This is a genomic window from Kocuria sp. UBA1838, assembly GCF_002338785.1.
Classification (GTDB): Bacteria; Actinomycetota; Actinomycetes; order Actinomycetales; family Micrococcaceae; genus Kocuria; species Kocuria marina.
In genome coordinates this window covers 14,422-30,670 of sequence record NZ_DDIY01000010.1, presented here as the reverse complement: position 1 = coordinate 30,670, position 16,249 = coordinate 14,422, and the positions used below count along the sequence as shown (strand labels likewise).

Here is a 16,249-nt window from a genome sequence, read left to right as displayed (position 1 = left end):
TAAGCGACAACGACATTGGAGACCCCCGCGTGCATCTGAAGACCCTCACCGTGCGTGGTTTCAAGTCCTTTGCGTCCGCCACCACGTTCCACATGGAGCCCGGGGTCACCGCGGTCGTGGGGCCGAACGGGTCGGGTAAGTCCAACGTGGTGGACGCCCTCGCGTGGGTCATGGGGGAGCAGGGCGCCAAGTCCCTGCGCGGCGGGAAGATGGAGGACGTCATCTTCGCAGGCACCTCCGGTCGCTCCGCCCTGGGCCGCGCACACGTGTCCCTGACCATCGACAACGCCGACGGCGCCCTGCCGATCGAATACTCCGAGGTCACCATCTCGCGCACGCTGTTCCGCTCCGGGGGCTCCGAATACGCGATCAACGGCCGTTCGTGCCGGTTGCTGGACATCCAGGAGCTGCTCTCCGACTCCGGGCTGGGTCGGGAGATGCACGTGATCGTGGGGCAGGGGCAGCTGGACCGGATCCTGCAGGCCACCCCCGAGGACCGCCGTGGGTTCATCGAGGAGGCCTCAGGGATCCTCAAGCACCGCCGCCGTAAGGAGAAGACCCTGCGCAAGCTCGAATCGGTGCAGGCGAACCTGGACCGGCTCGAGGACCTCACCGGTGAGATCCAGCGTCAGCTCACGCCCCTGGGTCGGCAGGCGCGCACGGCTCGTAAGGCGCAGCGGATCCAGTACGACGTCCGTGATGCGCGCGCCCGTCTGCTCGCGGACGATCTCGTGGCGGCGCGCGCCGGGATGGACACGGATCAGGACGCGAGCCGCGCGGCGCGCGAACGCAAGGCCGAACTCGAGACCGCGGCCGCGGATCTCGCCCAGCGGCTGCAGGAGACCGAGACCCGTGCCGCGCGCACCACCCCGGAACTGAACGCGGCCCGCACGAGCTGGTACGAACTGAGCACGGTGCGCGACCGCTACCGGGCGCTGGCGGCGCTGGCCGAGGAGCGCCGCCGGCTGCTGGGCAGTACCGAGGAAACCGCCGCCACGAACCGGGACGCGCAGACCCTCGAGGAACAGGCCGCCCGGACACTCGTCGAGGCTGAACAGCTGGCCGAACGGGTCGTGGGGGCGCGCGAGGACCTCGACCGTGCGCATGCGGCGCGTGAGGCCGCCGAATCGACCGCGCGGGACGCGGAAAAGGAATCGGCCGCGCTCGTGCGCCGTGCCGCGGACCGACGCGCGGGGCAGGTCCGGCTCGCCGCGGCGGTCACGGCCGCGCGGTCGGCGCTCACGGCCGCAGAAGCGGACGTGGAGCGTGTTCGCGGGGAGCTCTCCGACGTCGTGACCCGCGCCGAGAGTGCCCGTCTGGACACCGCGTCCCTGCGCGAGACGGCCGAGGCCACCGCGGTCGAGGCGCAGCGCCTCGGGGAACGGGCCCGCGAAGCCCAGGAAACGGCCGACGCCGCTCGCGCCCGCTCGCGGGAGGCGGACGACCACCGACAGCAGACCGCGAGCGCGCTGCACGCCCACATCGTGCGCCTCGAGACTCTGCGCGAGTCCGTGCGGCAACCGGACGGCTCGTCCTCGGTGGCGGACGTCGTCCCCGTGCTGGGGGAGGTGCCGCGGGCCGTGCGCGTGAGCCCGGGGTGGGAACGTGCCGTGGCGGCCGCGCTGGGCCCGTGGTCCGACGCGCTCGCCGTGGCGTCCCACACCTCGGCCGCCCGGGTCTTCTCGCGGTTGCGCGATGCCGGGTCGGGTCGCGTGCACCTCGTGATCGCGCGGGAGGACGGCGCGGCCACCGAAGTCACCGGTCCAGCGCTGCCCGAGGGGTGCGTGCGCGCCACGGAGGTCCTCTCCTCGGCCCCGGAGGAATCCGACACCACGGGCCACGCGGCCGTCGTGGCCGCGGTGCGGGCCGCACTCGCCACCACGGTGCTCGTCCCGGACGCGACCGCCGCGCTCGCGGTCCTCGACGCCGCGGCGCAGGACGGGCGGGCCGACGCCGCGTGGCGCGTGGTCACCCGCGACGGTGACGTGTACGGCGTCCATCGGGTCCAGGGCGGAGCCACGGAAGCGGCCGGCAACCTCGAGATTCTCGCGTTGATCGACCGCGAGGTGGAAAAGACCGCGACCTTGCGGGACGCCGCAGAGACCGCGGCGGAACGGGCCCGGGAGGCCGAGGAACAGCGCGCGGGCGCGGAACGGGAAGCCCGCGAGACCGGCCGGGCCGCGCAGCGGGCCCAGCAGGAGGCCGCGGCGGCCGGGGCGGCGTCGAGCAGGGCGGAGGCCACGGCGTCGTCGGCGGATTCCGAACTGGAACGGCGCCGCGGTGTCCTGGCGACCGCACAGCAGCGTTTGACCCAGCGGGATGCGGAGCTGCGCGAGGCCGTGGAACGCGCCGAGGCCGCGGAGACCGGGGACGAGGAGGACCTCGACCGCGAGCAGCTCGCGGCCGCGTCCGCCAAGGACCGCGCCGAGGAGCAGGCCCGGACCGCCCGCGAGGTCGAGACCGAGGCGCGGCTCGCGCTGCGCGGGCTCGAGGAACAACATCGCCACGCCGAGTCCCGGGCGCAGGCCCAGGCGCGGGCGGCGCGTACCGAACGTCTCGCGCAGGCCGAGGCCGCGCGGCGTGCGGAGCGTCGCCGCGTGCAAGCGGTCGTGGCGCGGGCCGTGGGGGAGGCCGCGCGCTATCTCCGGGAACGCGCCGACGACGCTGCGGCGCGGGCGGCCGCCCAGCGAGACGCCATCGAGACCAGCAGGGCCGGGCTGGACGAGGTCGCGCAGCGATTGCGCTCCGAACGTGACGAGCTCGCCCGGCGGATCGGCGAACTTACCGAACAGCTGCATCGTGCGGAACTGGACCTCGCGCAGCGCCGGGCCCGGCTCGAGGGGCTCGAGACCACGGCCCTCGAGGAATTGGGGATGACCCCCGACTTCCTCGTGGACTACTACGGCCCCCACCTGCCCGTCCTGGACGCGGACGCAGCGCTCGAGGCGGCCCAGCGCGCCGAGGAGGACGGCGCGCCCGTGCAGCTGGCTCCGCCCCGGATGACCGATGCCGGAACCCCGTTCCGACGCGAGGAGCAGGAGACCCGGTTGCAGCGCGCGCAGAAGCAGCTCAAGGCGCTCGGCAAGGTCAACCCGCTCGCGCTCGAGGAGTTCGCCGCGCTCGAGGAACGCCACAAGTTCTTGGTCACCCAACTCGAGGACGTCAAGAATTCCCGCACGGATCTGCGCAACATCATCCGGCAGGTGGACCAGCACGTCGAAGAGGTCTTCGCGCAGGCCTACCGGGACACCGCAGAACGGTTCGTCTCGGTGTTCGCAACCCTGTTCCCGGGCGGGGAGGGGCGGTTGCGCCTGACCGACCCGGACGACATGCTCAACTCGGGGGTCGAGGTCGAGGCCCGGCCCGCCGGGAAGAAGATCAAGAGACTCTCCCTGCTCTCCGGCGGCGAGCGCTCCCTGACGGCACTCGCGTTGCTCGTGGCCATCTTCAAGGCCCGGCCGTCCCCGTTCTACGTCATGGACGAGGTTGAGGCCGCGCTGGACGACCGGAACCTGGGTCGGTTGCTCACCATCTTCGAGCAGCTCAAGGAGAGCTCGCAGCTGATCATCGTGACGCACCAGAAACGCACCATGGAGATCGCGGACGCGCTCTACGGGGTCTCGATGCGCGGCGACGGCGTGAGCCTCGTCGTGGGCCAGCAGCTCTCACAGTTGCGCTGAGGTCTTCCGCCGACGACGCCGCTCGCCCGCCGAGGGTGGGACGGCTCAGCTTGTCGCCGCGCGGGCGCGGCGCAACAGCGCGGCCCCGCGGGTGCGCACCTCGTCCTCGATGAATTGCTCGGGTGGGCCGGAGTCCCACCCGAAGTCGTCCCGGACCTCGCCACGGATCCGGGAGCCTCCGTTCCGGGCCTCTGTCTGGAAGGTGGCTGCCAGGGGCAGGGCCCGCCAGCCTTCGCGAGAGGCAGTGCGTCCCAGCCCTTCGCGGAACCGGCGCCACGGATCCGGTAGGTCATGTCGGAACCGGTCCGCACGTGCACGGAGGTGTCATCCGCGGTCACCCGTGCGGCGGGGTCGGTGAACGCATCGCGCATCCGAGCCGCAGCCTCCCGGGGCGGATACGGGCTGTGCCACGTCTCGGCCACGGTGATCCTGGGACGGTCCGGTTCCGAGCTCGACGCTCTGGGGACCCAGCAGAACCGCCAGTACACTGCGAACCCGCCCAGGAGGAACACCATGGCGAGCACGAGCACCGGCGTGGTGATGATCCCGCGGTCCCGTAGCTCCGTGAGGATCGCGTTCGCGACGAACATCGTCACGAAAACGACCATGAAGAGTACCGCCGTGGAACGGGGACGACGTCGTTCGGTTGCGGCCACGGGGGCTCACTTCCGTCGGGGGGCGGGGCCCTGGGTGCGTGACTCCGGGGGCAGGGTGTCCCTGACCGGCAGCCACGCGACGGCGGCGAGGAGCATGAGCGCTCCCGAGATCCCAAAGGCCCAGCCGAAACCGGCGGCGTCCGCGAGCGCGCCCGCGAGCACGGGGCCGGCGATCTGGCCCGCGTCCGCGCACATCTGATACCGGGACAGTACCCTGCCGCCCGATCGATCCGGGCCGATGACATCCGCTACCGCGGCTTGCTGCCCCGGGTTGAGGGTTCCGGAGCCCACCCCGGAGAGCAGGGACAGTACGGCGAACGCCACCACGGACGTGCTCAGCCCCACCCCAATGGTCGCGAGGCCGCACACGAGCAGGCCCGTGAGCACGAGCGGTTTGCGCCCCACGCGGTCGGTGAGCCGCCCCGTGACGGTCAAGGCCGCAGCGTTGCCCACGGCGAACAGTGCCAGCGCGAGCCCGGCGACGGCCGGACCCTCACCGACCACCTGGACGGCCAGGAGAGGGACCAGGGCCACGCGTACGCCCATGGCCGTCCAGCCCGTGGAGAAGCTGGACACGAGCGCGGCACGGTACGCTCCGGCGTCGAGCGCTTCGCGGACGCGCATGGGCGGCTGGGCCCGGCCGGTGCGTCTGGCGCCGATCGTCTCGTCCTTCAGCCGCAGGTACACCACGAGCACGGCGACCAGCAGAGCGCCGGCGTAGATCAGGAACGGGGCGTGCATCCCGAGACCCGCGAGCAGTCCGCCGAGCACGGGCCCCAGGATGCCGCCCAGCAGGAACGCGGTCGCGTAGTACCCGGAGACCCGCCCGCGCATGGTGGGCGGGGCCAACCTCACGATCAGGCCCATCGCGGACACCGTGAACATCGTGGACCCGATGCCCCCGAGACCGCGGAAGATCAGCAATTGCCCATAGGTCTGCGCGAACGCGGTCGCGGCCGAGGACAGGGCCACCACGATCAACCCGATCAGGTACGTGGGCCGCTCACCCAACTTGTTGACCACCGCACCGCTCGCGGGGGCGAAGACGAGCCGGCACAGGGCGAACGCGCTGATCACGGCGGAGGCCGCGGCCACGCCCACGCCGAAACTGGCCGCGAACTGCGGCAGCACGGGCGCCACGATCCCGTAGCCCAGGGCGATCACGAAGGCCGCAGCGATCAGGACCTTGATGGGCTCGGGGACCCTGCCGCGCGGCGCGGGTTCTCCGGCGGCGTCGTCCGATGCAGTGGACGCTGCTGCGGCGGCGTCCGACGTCGCCGCAGCAGCGCGCGCGTCGTCGGGGGAGGCGGGGACGGGATGCTCGGCGGGGTCGCGGGGATCGGGGCGGGACACGCCCTGCAGTTTATGGGACATTAGGAGGGTGATCACGACTGACCTGATGTGGATACTCATTGTCGCCGCGGTGGTGGTGGTGCTGCTCGTGGTGTTCGGCATCCTGCTGCTGCGCCGACCCAAGGCACCGCGGGGAGGTTACACGGACACCCGGGACCTGGACGACGTCCCGGAGACCGAGGGCGACACCCTCGTCGAGGACAGACCGGTCAGCACCCTCGAACGCCCGGAGTCCGCCCGCGGGCGCCTGACCCGGTTGCGCGGACGGCTGGCCAAGTCCAACACCATGCTCGGCAAGGGTCTGCTGGTCTTGCTGTCCCGCGAACGCATCGATCAGGACACGTGGGACGAGATCGAGGACACGCTGCTCATGGCGGACCTCGGCACGGACGCGTCCCTCGAGCTCGTGGAGAACCTCAAGAAGCGCGTGCGGGTCGAGGGCACCAAGGACCCCGCGCAGTTGAAGTCCCTGTTGCGTGAAGAAATGCTCGCGCTCGTGGACCCCACCCTGGACCGTTCCCTGCGCACCGAGTCCGCCCCGGGCAAGCCCGCGGTGGTCCTGGTGGTGGGTGTCAACGGCGTGGGCAAGACCACCACGGTCGGCAAGCTCGCGCGCGTGCTCGTGGCCGAGGACAAGGACGTCCTGCTCGGCGCGGCGGACACGTTCCGCGCGGCCGCCGCTGACCAGCTCGAGACCTGGGGAGCCCGCGTGGGCGTGCCCACGGTGCGCTCCGAACAGGAGGGCGCGGACCCCGCCTCGGTGGCGTTCGATGCCGTCAAGGCCGGCATCGACCAAGAGGCGGACGTGGTCCTCGTGGACACCGCTGGCCGGCTGCAGAACAAGGCCGGTCTGATGGACCAGCTCGGCAAGGTCAAGCGCGTGATCGAGAAGGCCGCCGAGGTGGACGAGGTGCTGCTCGTGATCGACGCGACCACCGGGCAGAACGGCATGACCCAGGCGAAGGTCTTCGCGCAGGCCGTGGACATCACCGGCATCGTGCTCACCAAGCTGGACGGCACCGCCAAGGGAGGGATCGTGGTCGCCATCCAGCGCGGCCTGGGCGTGCCCGTCAAGCTGATCGGTCTCGGCGAGGGCCCGGACGACCTCGCACCCTTCAACGCCGAGCAGTTCGTGGACGCGATCATCGACTGAGCTTGCTCCCTCTCGCGACGTCGACGGCGCCCGCCCCCTTCGTGGGAGTGGGCGCCGTCGACGTCGGGGCACCGACACTTGCACTGGCCCCTGGCACTGCACTGGAACCGGCATCGACACCGGCACCTAAGGAGTTAACACGATCGTCACACGCCGACGTGACGTGAAACACCGGCGTCACGAACCCGCGCTGTCGCGGTAACACCCGCCCCGTTGACTGTGTGCACCAGGCGCAAAGGCTGTGCCGACACGAGACAGGGACGAGGTGATCCGGGTGGAGTTGACCGCCGGACACGTGTGGACCGTGGTGGCCGCGGGGTTGGTGTTCTTCATGACCCCCGGACTTGCACTGTTCTACGGAGGCATGACCCGCGCCAAGGGTGTGCTGAACATGATGATGATGAGCTTCGCCGCGCTCGGCGTGGTGGGCGTCGTGTGGGTGCTGTGGGGCGGTTCCATGCTCGCCGGGGACCCGGTGCTGGGCGGCCTCACCGCGGATCCGTTCGCGCACTTCGGTCTGCACGGCCTGATGGGCACCGAGGACCTGCTGTCCTCAGACTTTTCCGTGACGTTCGCGATCATCACCGTGGCCCTGATCTCCGGCGCGATCGCGGACCGCACCCGGTTCGGCACGTGGGTGGTCTTCACGCTCGTGTGGGTCACCCTGGTCTACTTCCCCCTCGCGTACATGGTGTGGGGTGACGGGCTGTTCTCCGAGGACGGCGCCCTAGGCCGGATCTTCGGCGAGCCGATCGACTTCGCCGGCGGGCTCGCCGTGCACATCAACGCGGGTATCGCGGCGCTGGTGCTCATCCTACTCATCGGCGCCCGCCGCGGCTTCGGCCGCGACTCGGGCCAGCGCCCGCACAACCTGCCGCTCGTGATGCTCGGCTCGGCCATCCTGTGGTTCGGCTGGTTCGGCTTCAACGCCGGCGCCGCAACCACCGTGGAGCAGGCCGCCCTGATCTGGACCAACACGCTCGTGGCCCCGGCTGCGGCCATGCTGGCCTGGCTGCTCACCGAGCGCATCCGGGACGGGCACGCGACGTCGCTGGGTGCGGCGTCGGGCGTCGTTGCCGGGCTCGTGGCCATCACCCCGGCGTGCGCCGACGTGACCCCGCTCGGCGCGATCCTGCTCTCCGCCGTGGCCGGTGCGTGCTCCGCGATCGCCGTGGGCCTGAAGTACCGGATCCACCTGGACGACTCGCTGGACGTGTGCGGCGTGCACCTGGTTTCCGGCATTGTCGGCACCGTGGCGCTGGGCTTCCTGGCGATCCCCTCCGAGGGCCGGGCCGGACTGTTCTACGGTGGTGGCTGGGGCCTGCTGGGCACCCAGCTCGCCGCGACCCTCTTCGTGACGCTCTACACCAGCGTCCTCACGCTGGTCATCGGGCTCGTCCTGAAGGCCACCATGGGGTTGCGGATCACCCGCCGGGACGAGGTCATCGGCGTGGACCTCACTCAGCACGCGGAGTCCGCGTACTCGCTGAAGGACGAGGCCACCGGCTACTTCGCCGGGCAGGCCCCCGCGCGGCCCCTGCCCGGGACCGCCGAAGCCCCCGTGCCCGCCGCCAGCAAAGGAGACAACCAGTGAAGCTGATCACCGCAGTGGTGCGACCCGAGAAGTTCAGTGACGTCAAAGACGCCCTGGAGAGATACGGCGTGCAGGGCATGACCGTGCTGACCGTCCACGGCTACGGCCGCCAACGCGGGCACCGCGAGGTCTACCGCGGTGCCGAGTACACGGTGGACCTCCTCGAGAAGGTGCGCATCGAGACGGTCGTGGAGGACGGCGAGGTCCAGGACCTCGTGGACGTCATCGTCACCTCCGCACGCACGGGCGAACCCGGGGACGGCAAGGTGTGGGTCACTGCCGTGGAGAACACCGTGCGCGTGAGCACCGGCGAATTGGGTGACGTCGCGCTCTGAGGTCGCGCGCGACGTCGTCGGCACAGGCCCCGTCCGGGCGACCGGGCGGGGCTTCGCTTGCTAACCTGGGACACTGAATTCATCCGTTGTCAGACGAAAGCAGCGACCACCCCGTGTTCAATTCACTGTCCGACCGGCTCACAGCGACCTTCAAGAACCTGCGCGGCAAGGGCCGGCTCTCGGAGGCCGATGTCGATGCCACCGTCCGGGAGATCCGCCGGGCCCTGCTGGAGGCGGACGTGGCCGTGCCCGTGGTCCGGGAGTTCACGGCGATCGTCAAGGAGCGCGCGCTCGGCGCGGAGGTCTCGGAGGCGCTGAACCCCGGCCAGCAGGTCGTGAAGATCGTCAACGAGGAGCTGCAGAACGTCCTCGGCGGCGAGACCCGGCGGATCAACCTCGCCAAGACCGGGCCCACGGTGATCATGCTCGCGGGCCTGCAAGGTGCGGGCAAAACCACCCTGGCCGGCAAGCTTGGCAAGTGGCTCACGGACCAGGGCCACAAGCCCGTGCTCGTGGCCTCCGACCTGCAGCGGCCCAATGCCGTCACCCAGCTGCAGGTCGTGGGTCAGCGCGCCGGGGTACCCGTGTTCGCCCCCGAGCCCGGCGCCACCTCGGAGTTCGACGACCCCACGGGGGATCCCGTGAAGGTGGCCCGCGACGGCGTCGACTTCGCCCGCTCCAAGCTCTACGACGTCGTGATCGTCGACACCGCCGGACGCCTGGGCATCGACCAGGCGCTGATGAACCAGGCGCGCGACATCCGCGACGCCGTGGACCCGGACGAGGTCCTGTTCGTCATCGACGCAATGATCGGCCAGGACGCCGTGAACACCGCCAAGGCGTTCGACGAGGGCGTGGATTTCACCGGCGTGGTGCTCTCCAAGCTTGACGGCGACGCCCGCGGCGGCGCGGCCCTGTCCGTCCGCGCAGTGACCGGCAAGCCCATCATGTTCGCGTCCACGGGCGAGGGTGTGCGGGACTTCGAGCAGTTCCACCCGGACCGGATGGCCTCGCGCATCCTGGACATGGGTGACGTCCTCACGCTCATTGAGCAGGCCGAGCGACAGTGGGACAAAACCCAGGCCGAGCGGATGGCCAAGAAGTTCACCGATCAGGAGGACTTCACCTTCGAGGACTTCCTCGCGCAGATGCAGCAGCTGCGCAAGATGGGGTCCATGAAGAAGATGCTCGCCATGATGCCCGGCGCCGCCGGGATGCGCGAGCAGCTCGAGAACTTCGACGAGCGGGAGATCGACCGCGTGGAGGCCATCGTGCGCTCCATGACCCCGCACGAACGCGTGGCCCCCAAGATCATCAACGGCTCGCGCCGCGCGCGCATCGCGAAGGGTTCCGGCGTCTCGGTCTCCGAGGTCAACCAGCTCATGGAGCGCTTCGCCCAGGCGCAGAAGATGATGAAGCGCCTGGCCCAGGGCAAGGGCGTGCCCGGGATGCCCGGCGGCATCCCCGGGATGGGCGGCGCCGGCGGGGGTGCTGCCAAGAAGGGCAAGTCCAAGAAGAAGAGCTCGCGCTCCGGCAACCCCGCCAAGCGCGCGCAGGAGAACGCGGCCCTCGCCTCCGGCCAGAAACCGGCGGCACCGGGCAGCGCGTTCGGTGCCCAGGGCAAGGACCTGGACGCCGAGTCGCTGAACCTGCCCAAGGGCTTCGAGAAATTCCTCGGAAAGTAGGCGGTCATGGGTTCATACCTCCCCGACGACGAACTGCGCAGCTTCATCGCGTCGCTGCCCACCCGGCGGCTCGCGTCCGCCGCGATCATCCGGGACGAGAGCGGTCGCGTGCTCACGGTCGAACCCAATTACAAGGACGACTGGACCCTGCCCGGCGGCACCGTGGAGGCGGGGGAGGATCCCCGTACCGGGTGCTTCCGCGAAGTGGTGGAGGAGGTCGGCCTGCACCTCGAGGGCGGGCGGCTGCTCGCGGTGAGCCACGGCGTGGGCATGGGCATGTGGGGGGACTCCGTGTCCTTCCTCTACGACGGCGGGCAAATCCCCTCCGACACCCCCATCACGGTGCAGGAGGAGGAACTGCTCTCGTACCGCTGGGTAGCCCCCGAGGAGCTCGAGACCGTGCTGAGCTCCGGCCTGGCGCAGCACATCCGCGCGGCTCTGGAGGCCTTGCACTCCGGGACCGTGGTCGAACGCGTCATGGACGGCGGTCGGCGCGCATGAGTGCCGCGCCGCGCACCGCGCTGATCGTGCACGCGGACGCCCCGCAGTTGCCGTTCATCGCCACCGCTCTGGGGACCAGGTTCACGGCGCTCGCGCGCAACGGCTGGTCAGTCGTGCTGGTCCCGGACGAGTTGGACCCCGGGGCCCTCGCTGCGGCCGCGGACCCTGACGCGATGGCCGTCCTGATCTCCTCGGACGGGGAGAGCCGCAGCCTGCGGATCTACCCACCCGTGAACTCGTTGAACGCTCGTGAGTCGTGGAGTGCCCAGTTCGCGCGGATCGCGGACGATTCCACGCTGCGCTGGGAACCCGCGGAGTCCGCGACCGACCTTGCCCTCGAAGCGCTCCGGGGGCAGGCGAGCCCGGTGCCCACGGCCCAGCCTGCGCGTGAGGCGCAGGACACGAACGGCGCTCTGGATTTCAGCGGTGCCCCCGATACCGCCAGCGCCGCGGGCGCGGACGACGCCGCGTCGTCGCCCGCCGCGGGCACCGCCGAGGCCCGCATGCTGACCACGGTGGAGTTCATCGCGTCCCTCACCGAGCTGGACGCCGCCGCCACGGCCCGGCTCGAGAACTACGCGCGCACGCCCAGCTCGGGGCTGCTACTGGAATCCGTCCTGCAGCTGCTCGGCCTACCCACCGTGGCCGCGAAGCTCGTGGAGTCCCAGCGCGAACTGCACGAGGTCGACGGTGTCTCGGACTTCGAGCCCCGGCCCCTGGGTCTGTCCATGCTGGCCGCCGCGAGCGTGGAACCCAGCGGCGGGGACGTGCTGTCCCGGATCCAGCGGGCCTACGTGCGCAGGCCGGGACTGCTGCTCGCGATCGGGGGAGCGGAGATCGCCCTCGGCGCAGGGCTCGCGGGTCTCGCGGCCCGCGGGGGACGCCGTGCCGCCGTGCTCGGTTCGGCGTCGGCGGCGCTGTTCACGGATGCCGCCCTCCAAGCCGCCCTGTGGGCCTCGGTGCGCGCACGCAAGAACCGCTGACGCGTTCGCCCCGACCGCCCTCGGTTTGACACGTATGGCACAATGGTCGGGTACTCGACCCGTGCGGACCCTCTCACCGCGCGTGCTGTCGCGTCCACAGGAAATCCATTCACGGCCCGCCCCACGGCCAGGTGTGTGCGATGTCCGATTCCATTCGAAACAGGAGTAACCACACAAGTGGCAGTCAAGATTCGTCTCAAGCGTATGGGCAAGATGCGTGACCCTCGTTACCGCGTGGTCGTCGTGGATTCCCGCAAGAAGCGCGACGGTCGCGTGATCGAAGAGGTCGGTGTGTACCAGCCCACCGAGCACCCCTCGTACATCAACCTGGTGTCGGATCGCGTGCAGTACTGGCTCGGTGTGGGTGCGCAGCCCTCCGAGGCCGTGCTGTCCCTCATGAAGATCACCGGTGACTGGCAGAAGTTCAAGGGTGAGCCGGGCGCCGAGGGCACCCTCAAGCAGCCCGAGGCCAAGGCCGAGTTCGTGGCCCCGGACAACGGTTCCGTGATCATCCCCGAGGCCATCACCGCCAAGGCCGACAAGGCCGAGGAAGCTCCCGCCGAGGAGACCGCGGCCACGGAGGACGACGCCGAGAAGGCAGAGTGAGCATGCTCGCCGAAGCGCTCGAGCACCTGGTCCGTGGCATCGTGGACAGCCCCGACGACGTGTCGGTGCGCTCCCGCGACGGCCGGCGCGGTCAGACGCTCGAGGTGCGAGTGCACCCGGACGATCTGGGTCGCGTGATCGGGCGATCGGGACGCACGGCCAAGGCCCTGCGCACCGTGGTCTCGGCACTGGCTTCCGGCGAGAACGTTCGCGTGGACGTGGTCGACACCGACCGGCGTCGCTGACGCGAACACACGTATCACGGCCCCCGTTCCTCGCACCGAGGAGCGGGGGCCGTGGTCGTTGCCCGCGCGGTAGCGTGCGGGCCCCACACAGCACGAGTCGCCACGAGGAGATGCCATGAGCGTTCGGGTAGCCCGGATCGGTAAACCGCACGGGGTGCGGGGAGAAGTCACGGTGGAGTTGTTCACGGACGACCCGCGGGCGCGGTTCGCCCCGGGCTCCGTGCTCGAGGTGCAGCCCGCCCGTGAGCGGGGCAGGGGCGAGGGCAATGCACCGGCCGGGGCCGGCTCCCCGCAGCTCGAGCACGTGACCGTGAGCGGTTCCCGGTGGAACAAGAACGTGCTGGTGGCGCGTTTCGAGGAGATCGAGGACCGCAACGCGGCGGAGGCCGCGCGGGGTCTCGAACTGTTCGCGGAGGCCGCGGACCTCGAGCTCGACGACGACGAATGGCACCAGGACGACCTGCTGGGTCTCACGGCGGTGGACATCACACGGGACGACGCCCGGATCGGGACGGTCAAGGCGCTGATCCAGGGTGTCGCCCAGGACCTGTTGGAGATCACCCCGGACGGCGGCGGGCGGCCCGTGCTCATCCCGTTCGTGGAAGAAATCGTCCCCGAGGTGGACCTGGACGCGGGTGTCGTGCTGGTGAGCCCGCCCCCGGGCCTGCTCGAGCTCGCGGAAGCGGAGTAAACCGTGCGCATCGACGTGCTGAGCATCTTCCCCGAGTACCTGCAGCCCCTCAACCTGTCACTGATCGGTAAGGCCGTCACGGACGGGGTCCTCCACCTCGCGGTCACCGATCCCCGCGACTTCACCACCGACCGGCACCGCACCGTGGACGACACCCCCTACGGCGGGGGCGCGGGCATGGTCATGAAGCCCGAGCCATGGACGCTCGCCCTCGAGTCGGTGGTGCGCGCAGGGGGCGACGCCGCGGCGTCGTCGTCCGCTCGGACCGCACCGGAGGCCCCGGAGACCGCGGTACCGGCTGTCGTGACGAACCCTGCGCAGACCACAGAGCCGGGTGCCGCAACGTCGTCCTTCACCGTTGGGAAACACTCCGCGGCACCCGTGCTCGTGGTCCCGTCCCCGGCGGGGGAGGTGTTCACGCAGCGGATCGCGTACGAACTGGCAGCGGAGGAGCACCTGATCTTCGCGTGCGGGCGCTACGAGGGGATCGACGAGCGCTTCATCGACAACGCTCGGACCGAGGTGCGGGTGCGCCCCCTGAGTCTGGGCGACTACGTGCTCAACGGGGGAGAGGTCGCAGTGCTCGCCATGGTCGAGGCCGTGACGCGGTTGATCCCCGGCGTGATCGGCAATCCGGAATCACTGGCCGAGGAGTCCCACACGGGCGGGCTGCTCGAGTACCCCGTGTACACGAAACCCGCGGTGTGGCGGGAGCGGGCCGTGCCCGAGATCCTGCTGTCCGGTCACCACGGGCGGATCGAACGGTGGCGGCGGGACCAGCAACTCTCGCGCACCGCGCAGCGCCGCCCGGACATGATCCTGGCCCTGGACCCCGCACAGCTGGACAGGGCGGACCTCGCGGTGCTCGCCGAGACCGGCTTCCACGTGACGGGTGGATCGTGGCGCCGTGACGGCGGGCACGCGGCCGCGGAAGGCACGCCGGATATGGCATAATAGAGCGCTGTGTGTGCGTCGGGCACGCCCCTGCCGCAGGGGGGAGAGCGACCAACGACGCACCACCCGGCACGGCCATCCCAAGTTCCGTCCCGGATCCTGGAGCGATGCCACCCCGCGCGGGGTGACACGCGGACCACACGTGGGAGACCTGCGGCGATCACGAGGAGTTATGTCATGAACATTCTTGACCAGCTTGATGCCAAGTCGCTGCGCAACGACGTCCCGGACTTCCGTGCCGGTGACACCCTCAACGTGCACGTGAACATCGTGGAAGGCAACCGCTCCCGTGTTCAGGTGTTCAAGGGCTTCGTCGTGGGCCGTCAGGGCTCCGGCGTGCGCGAGACCTTCACCGTGCGCAAGGTCAGCTTCGGTGTGGGCGTGGAGCGTACCTTCCCGGTGCACTCCCCGATCATCGAGAAGATCGAGCTCGTGAGCCGCGGCGACGTGCGCCGTGCCAAGTTGTACTACATGCGCGATCGTCACGGTAAGGCTGCTCGCATCCGCGAGAAGCGCGACTCGAGCGCATCGAGCAAGTAAGACTCACCGGGTGCCACAGCACACGGAACACGCGGAGGGCCCGGCATCTGCCGGGTCCTCCGCCGTGAAACGGCCCGTTTCCACGCGCCGGTGGTGGTTGTGGGTCGTGGCCATCGCCCTGCTCACGGCCTTCGTCCTGGCCTCGGTCGTGCGCGGTTTCGTGGCGGACGTCTACTGGGTCGGTTCCGATTCCATGGAGCCCACGCTCCAGGGCGGGGACCGGGTGCTGGTGGACAAACTCGTCTCGGGGAACGACGTCGCTCGGGGCGAGCTGGTGGTCTTCGACGGCCGCGGTTCCCTGGACCCGCTGCACTCGACGGACCCGTGGCACCAGCAGGTCGCCCACACCCTGGGCCGCTGGCTGGGCGTCACCGGTTCAGACACCGCGTACGTCAAGCGGGTCATCGGGGTCGCAGGGGACACAGTGTCCTGCTGCACCGCGGGCGGACTGGTCACCGTCAACGGCCGGCCACAACACGAGGACTACGTTTTCCGCGGGGACGAGCCGTCCCGAATCCCGTTCACGGTGCACGTGCCCGAAGGACGGGTGTGGCTCATGGGTGACCACCGCAGCGTGTCCGTGGACTCCCGATCGCTGCTGGGCTCGCCGGGCGGCGGCCTGATCCGCACCGAACGCATCGTGGGCACCGCCGAGCGTGTCGTGTGGCCCCCGGAGCGTGCCCGTACACTGCGGGAGTGACGGTCTCGGTGCTCCGCCCCGCCCCGCGCACCCCCGCGCGGACGGCATCCCGGGCGCGAGCGACGTCGCCGAGCAAACTCCCACGCGCGAACACGCAACCGTGTCCGTGGGACCCGAGAAGAGGAATGCGTAGTGGCTGAGCAGCATGGATCAGGTGTCGAGGGCGTTCGCGGACCGGGTGAGCCCGCACCCCAGCGCGACCCCGGCGGCGCGGCGGCACCCCGGGACGCGCGGGCGAGCGAATCCGGCGCACGGCGCCGCGGCCGCCGGGACGCCAAGGAGCCCACGACCGGGTGGGGCGCGGTCAAGGAGATCCTGATCGTGGTGGCCCTCGCGCTCCTCATCGCGTTCCTGGTCAAGACCTTCCTGATCCGCGGCTTCTTCATCCCCTCCGGGTCCATGGAACAGACCCTGGAACTCAACGACCGGATCTTCGTCAACGTGCTGGACGGCCGCACGGGCAACATCGACCGCGGCGACATCGTGGTCTTCGAGGACACCCAGGGTTGGCTGCCCGAGGCGCCCCGGACCGCGGCCAACCCCGTGCGCGGCGCGCTCGAGTTCGTGGGCCTG

At 70.5% G+C, this 16,249-nt stretch carries 15 protein-coding genes; 14 read left to right on the top strand and 1 reads right to left on the bottom strand.

Annotated elements, in window-relative coordinates:
• The first annotated feature begins 29 nt into the window (after window positions 1-29).
• Window positions 30-3,680 carry a chromosome segregation protein SMC gene (gene smc / locus B3I25_RS05170; protein ID WP_286738111.1) on the top strand — a complete coding sequence of 1,217 codons (3,651 nt, stop codon included), beginning with the start codon at window positions 30-32 and terminating at the stop codon, window positions 3,678-3,680.
• A 662-nt stretch (window positions 3,681-4,342) separates the two neighbouring features.
• Here smc and B3I25_RS05165 read toward each other — a convergent pair.
• The gene (locus B3I25_RS05165; protein WP_286738110.1) at window positions 4,343-5,710 is read right to left on the bottom strand and encodes an MFS transporter; all 1,368 of its coding nucleotides are present in this window, start codon (window positions 5,708-5,710) and stop codon (window positions 4,343-4,345) included.
• A gap of 25 nt (window positions 5,711-5,735) precedes the next feature.
• Between B3I25_RS05165 and ftsY the strand changes: the two genes are divergently transcribed.
• From ftsY to lepB (B3I25_RS05100), 13 genes are all read left to right on the top strand, one after another.
• A complete protein-coding gene (gene ftsY / locus B3I25_RS05160) occupies window positions 5,736-6,842 on the top strand; it encodes a signal recognition particle-docking protein FtsY (RefSeq protein ID WP_206069197.1) in 1,107 nt (368 codons plus the stop codon).
• 274 nt (window positions 6,843-7,116) lie between these two features.
• The gene (locus B3I25_RS05155; protein WP_239321680.1) at window positions 7,117-8,436 is read left to right on the top strand and encodes an ammonium transporter; all 1,320 of its coding nucleotides are present in this window, start codon (window positions 7,117-7,119) and stop codon (window positions 8,434-8,436) included.
• A complete protein-coding gene (locus B3I25_RS05150) occupies window positions 8,433-8,771 on the top strand; it encodes a P-II family nitrogen regulator (RefSeq protein ID WP_035964556.1) in 339 nt (112 codons plus the stop codon). The genes B3I25_RS05155 and B3I25_RS05150 overlap by 4 nt, the downstream gene beginning before the upstream one ends.
• Window positions 8,772-8,884: 113 nt before the next feature.
• A complete protein-coding gene (gene ffh / locus B3I25_RS05145) occupies window positions 8,885-10,456 on the top strand; it encodes a signal recognition particle protein (protein ID WP_286738104.1) in 1,572 nt (523 codons plus the stop codon).
• Between the two features lie 6 nt (window positions 10,457-10,462).
• Complete coding sequence (locus tag B3I25_RS05140) at window positions 10,463-10,957, top strand: NUDIX domain-containing protein (RefSeq protein ID WP_131332723.1); 495 nt, start codon at window positions 10,463-10,465, stop codon at window positions 10,955-10,957.
• Window positions 10,954-11,940, top strand: coding sequence for a hypothetical protein (locus tag B3I25_RS05135; RefSeq protein WP_286738100.1), 987 nt, complete (start codon window positions 10,954-10,956; stop codon window positions 11,938-11,940). Before B3I25_RS05140 ends, B3I25_RS05135 begins: the two co-directional genes overlap by 4 nt.
• Before the next feature lie 177 nt (window positions 11,941-12,117).
• Window positions 12,118-12,546, top strand: a complete 429-nt coding sequence (rpsP, locus tag B3I25_RS05130) for a 30S ribosomal protein S16 (protein WP_064846130.1) — start codon at window positions 12,118-12,120, stop codon at window positions 12,544-12,546.
• A gap of 2 nt (window positions 12,547-12,548) precedes the next feature.
• A complete protein-coding gene (locus tag B3I25_RS05125) occupies window positions 12,549-12,791 on the top strand; it encodes an RNA-binding protein (RefSeq protein ID WP_035964545.1) in 243 nt (80 codons plus the stop codon).
• Window positions 12,792-12,906: 115 nt separating this feature from the next.
• Window positions 12,907-13,482 (top strand): ribosome maturation factor RimM, encoded by a 576-nt coding sequence (gene rimM, locus B3I25_RS05120; RefSeq protein ID WP_206478603.1) that lies wholly within the window; start codon window positions 12,907-12,909, stop codon window positions 13,480-13,482.
• 3 nt (window positions 13,483-13,485) lie between these two features.
• The gene (gene trmD / locus B3I25_RS05115; protein ID WP_206478602.1) at window positions 13,486-14,436 is read left to right on the top strand and encodes a tRNA (guanosine(37)-N1)-methyltransferase TrmD; all 951 of its coding nucleotides are present in this window, start codon (window positions 13,486-13,488) and stop codon (window positions 14,434-14,436) included.
• 177 nt (window positions 14,437-14,613) lie between these two features.
• Window positions 14,614-14,976 carry a 50S ribosomal protein L19 gene (gene rplS, locus B3I25_RS05110; RefSeq protein ID WP_064846126.1) on the top strand — a complete coding sequence of 121 codons (363 nt, stop codon included), beginning with the start codon at window positions 14,614-14,616 and terminating at the stop codon, window positions 14,974-14,976.
• Between the two features lie 10 nt (window positions 14,977-14,986).
• On the top strand, window positions 14,987-15,676 hold the full coding sequence (gene lepB / locus B3I25_RS05105) for a signal peptidase I (protein ID WP_286738097.1): 690 nt from the start codon (window positions 14,987-14,989) through the stop codon (window positions 15,674-15,676).
• A gap of 132 nt (window positions 15,677-15,808) precedes the next feature.
• Window positions 15,809-16,249, top strand: a 441-nt coding sequence (gene lepB, locus B3I25_RS05100; RefSeq protein ID WP_286738095.1) for a signal peptidase I, incomplete at its 3' end; no start/stop codon positions are given.

Coding starts and splice junctions, on each gene's coding strand:
- B3I25_RS05135 (WP_286738100.1), top strand. CDS start 10,954: ATGAGTGCCGCGCCGCGCACCGCGCTGATCGTGCACGCGGACGCCCCG.
- B3I25_RS05140 (WP_131332723.1), top strand. CDS start 10,463: ATGGGTTCATACCTCCCCGACGACGAACTGCGCAGCTTCATCGCGTCG.
- rplS (WP_064846126.1), top strand. CDS start 14,614: ATGAACATTCTTGACCAGCTTGATGCCAAGTCGCTGCGCAACGACGTC.
- B3I25_RS05165 (WP_286738110.1), bottom strand. CDS start 5,710: ATGTCCCATAAACTGCAGGGCGTGTCCCGCCCCGATCCCCGCGACCCC.
- B3I25_RS05125 (WP_035964545.1), top strand. CDS start 12,549: ATGCTCGCCGAAGCGCTCGAGCACCTGGTCCGTGGCATCGTGGACAGC.
- ftsY (WP_206069197.1), top strand. CDS start 5,736: ATGTGGATACTCATTGTCGCCGCGGTGGTGGTGGTGCTGCTCGTGGTG.
- rimM (WP_206478603.1), top strand. CDS start 12,907: ATGAGCGTTCGGGTAGCCCGGATCGGTAAACCGCACGGGGTGCGGGGA.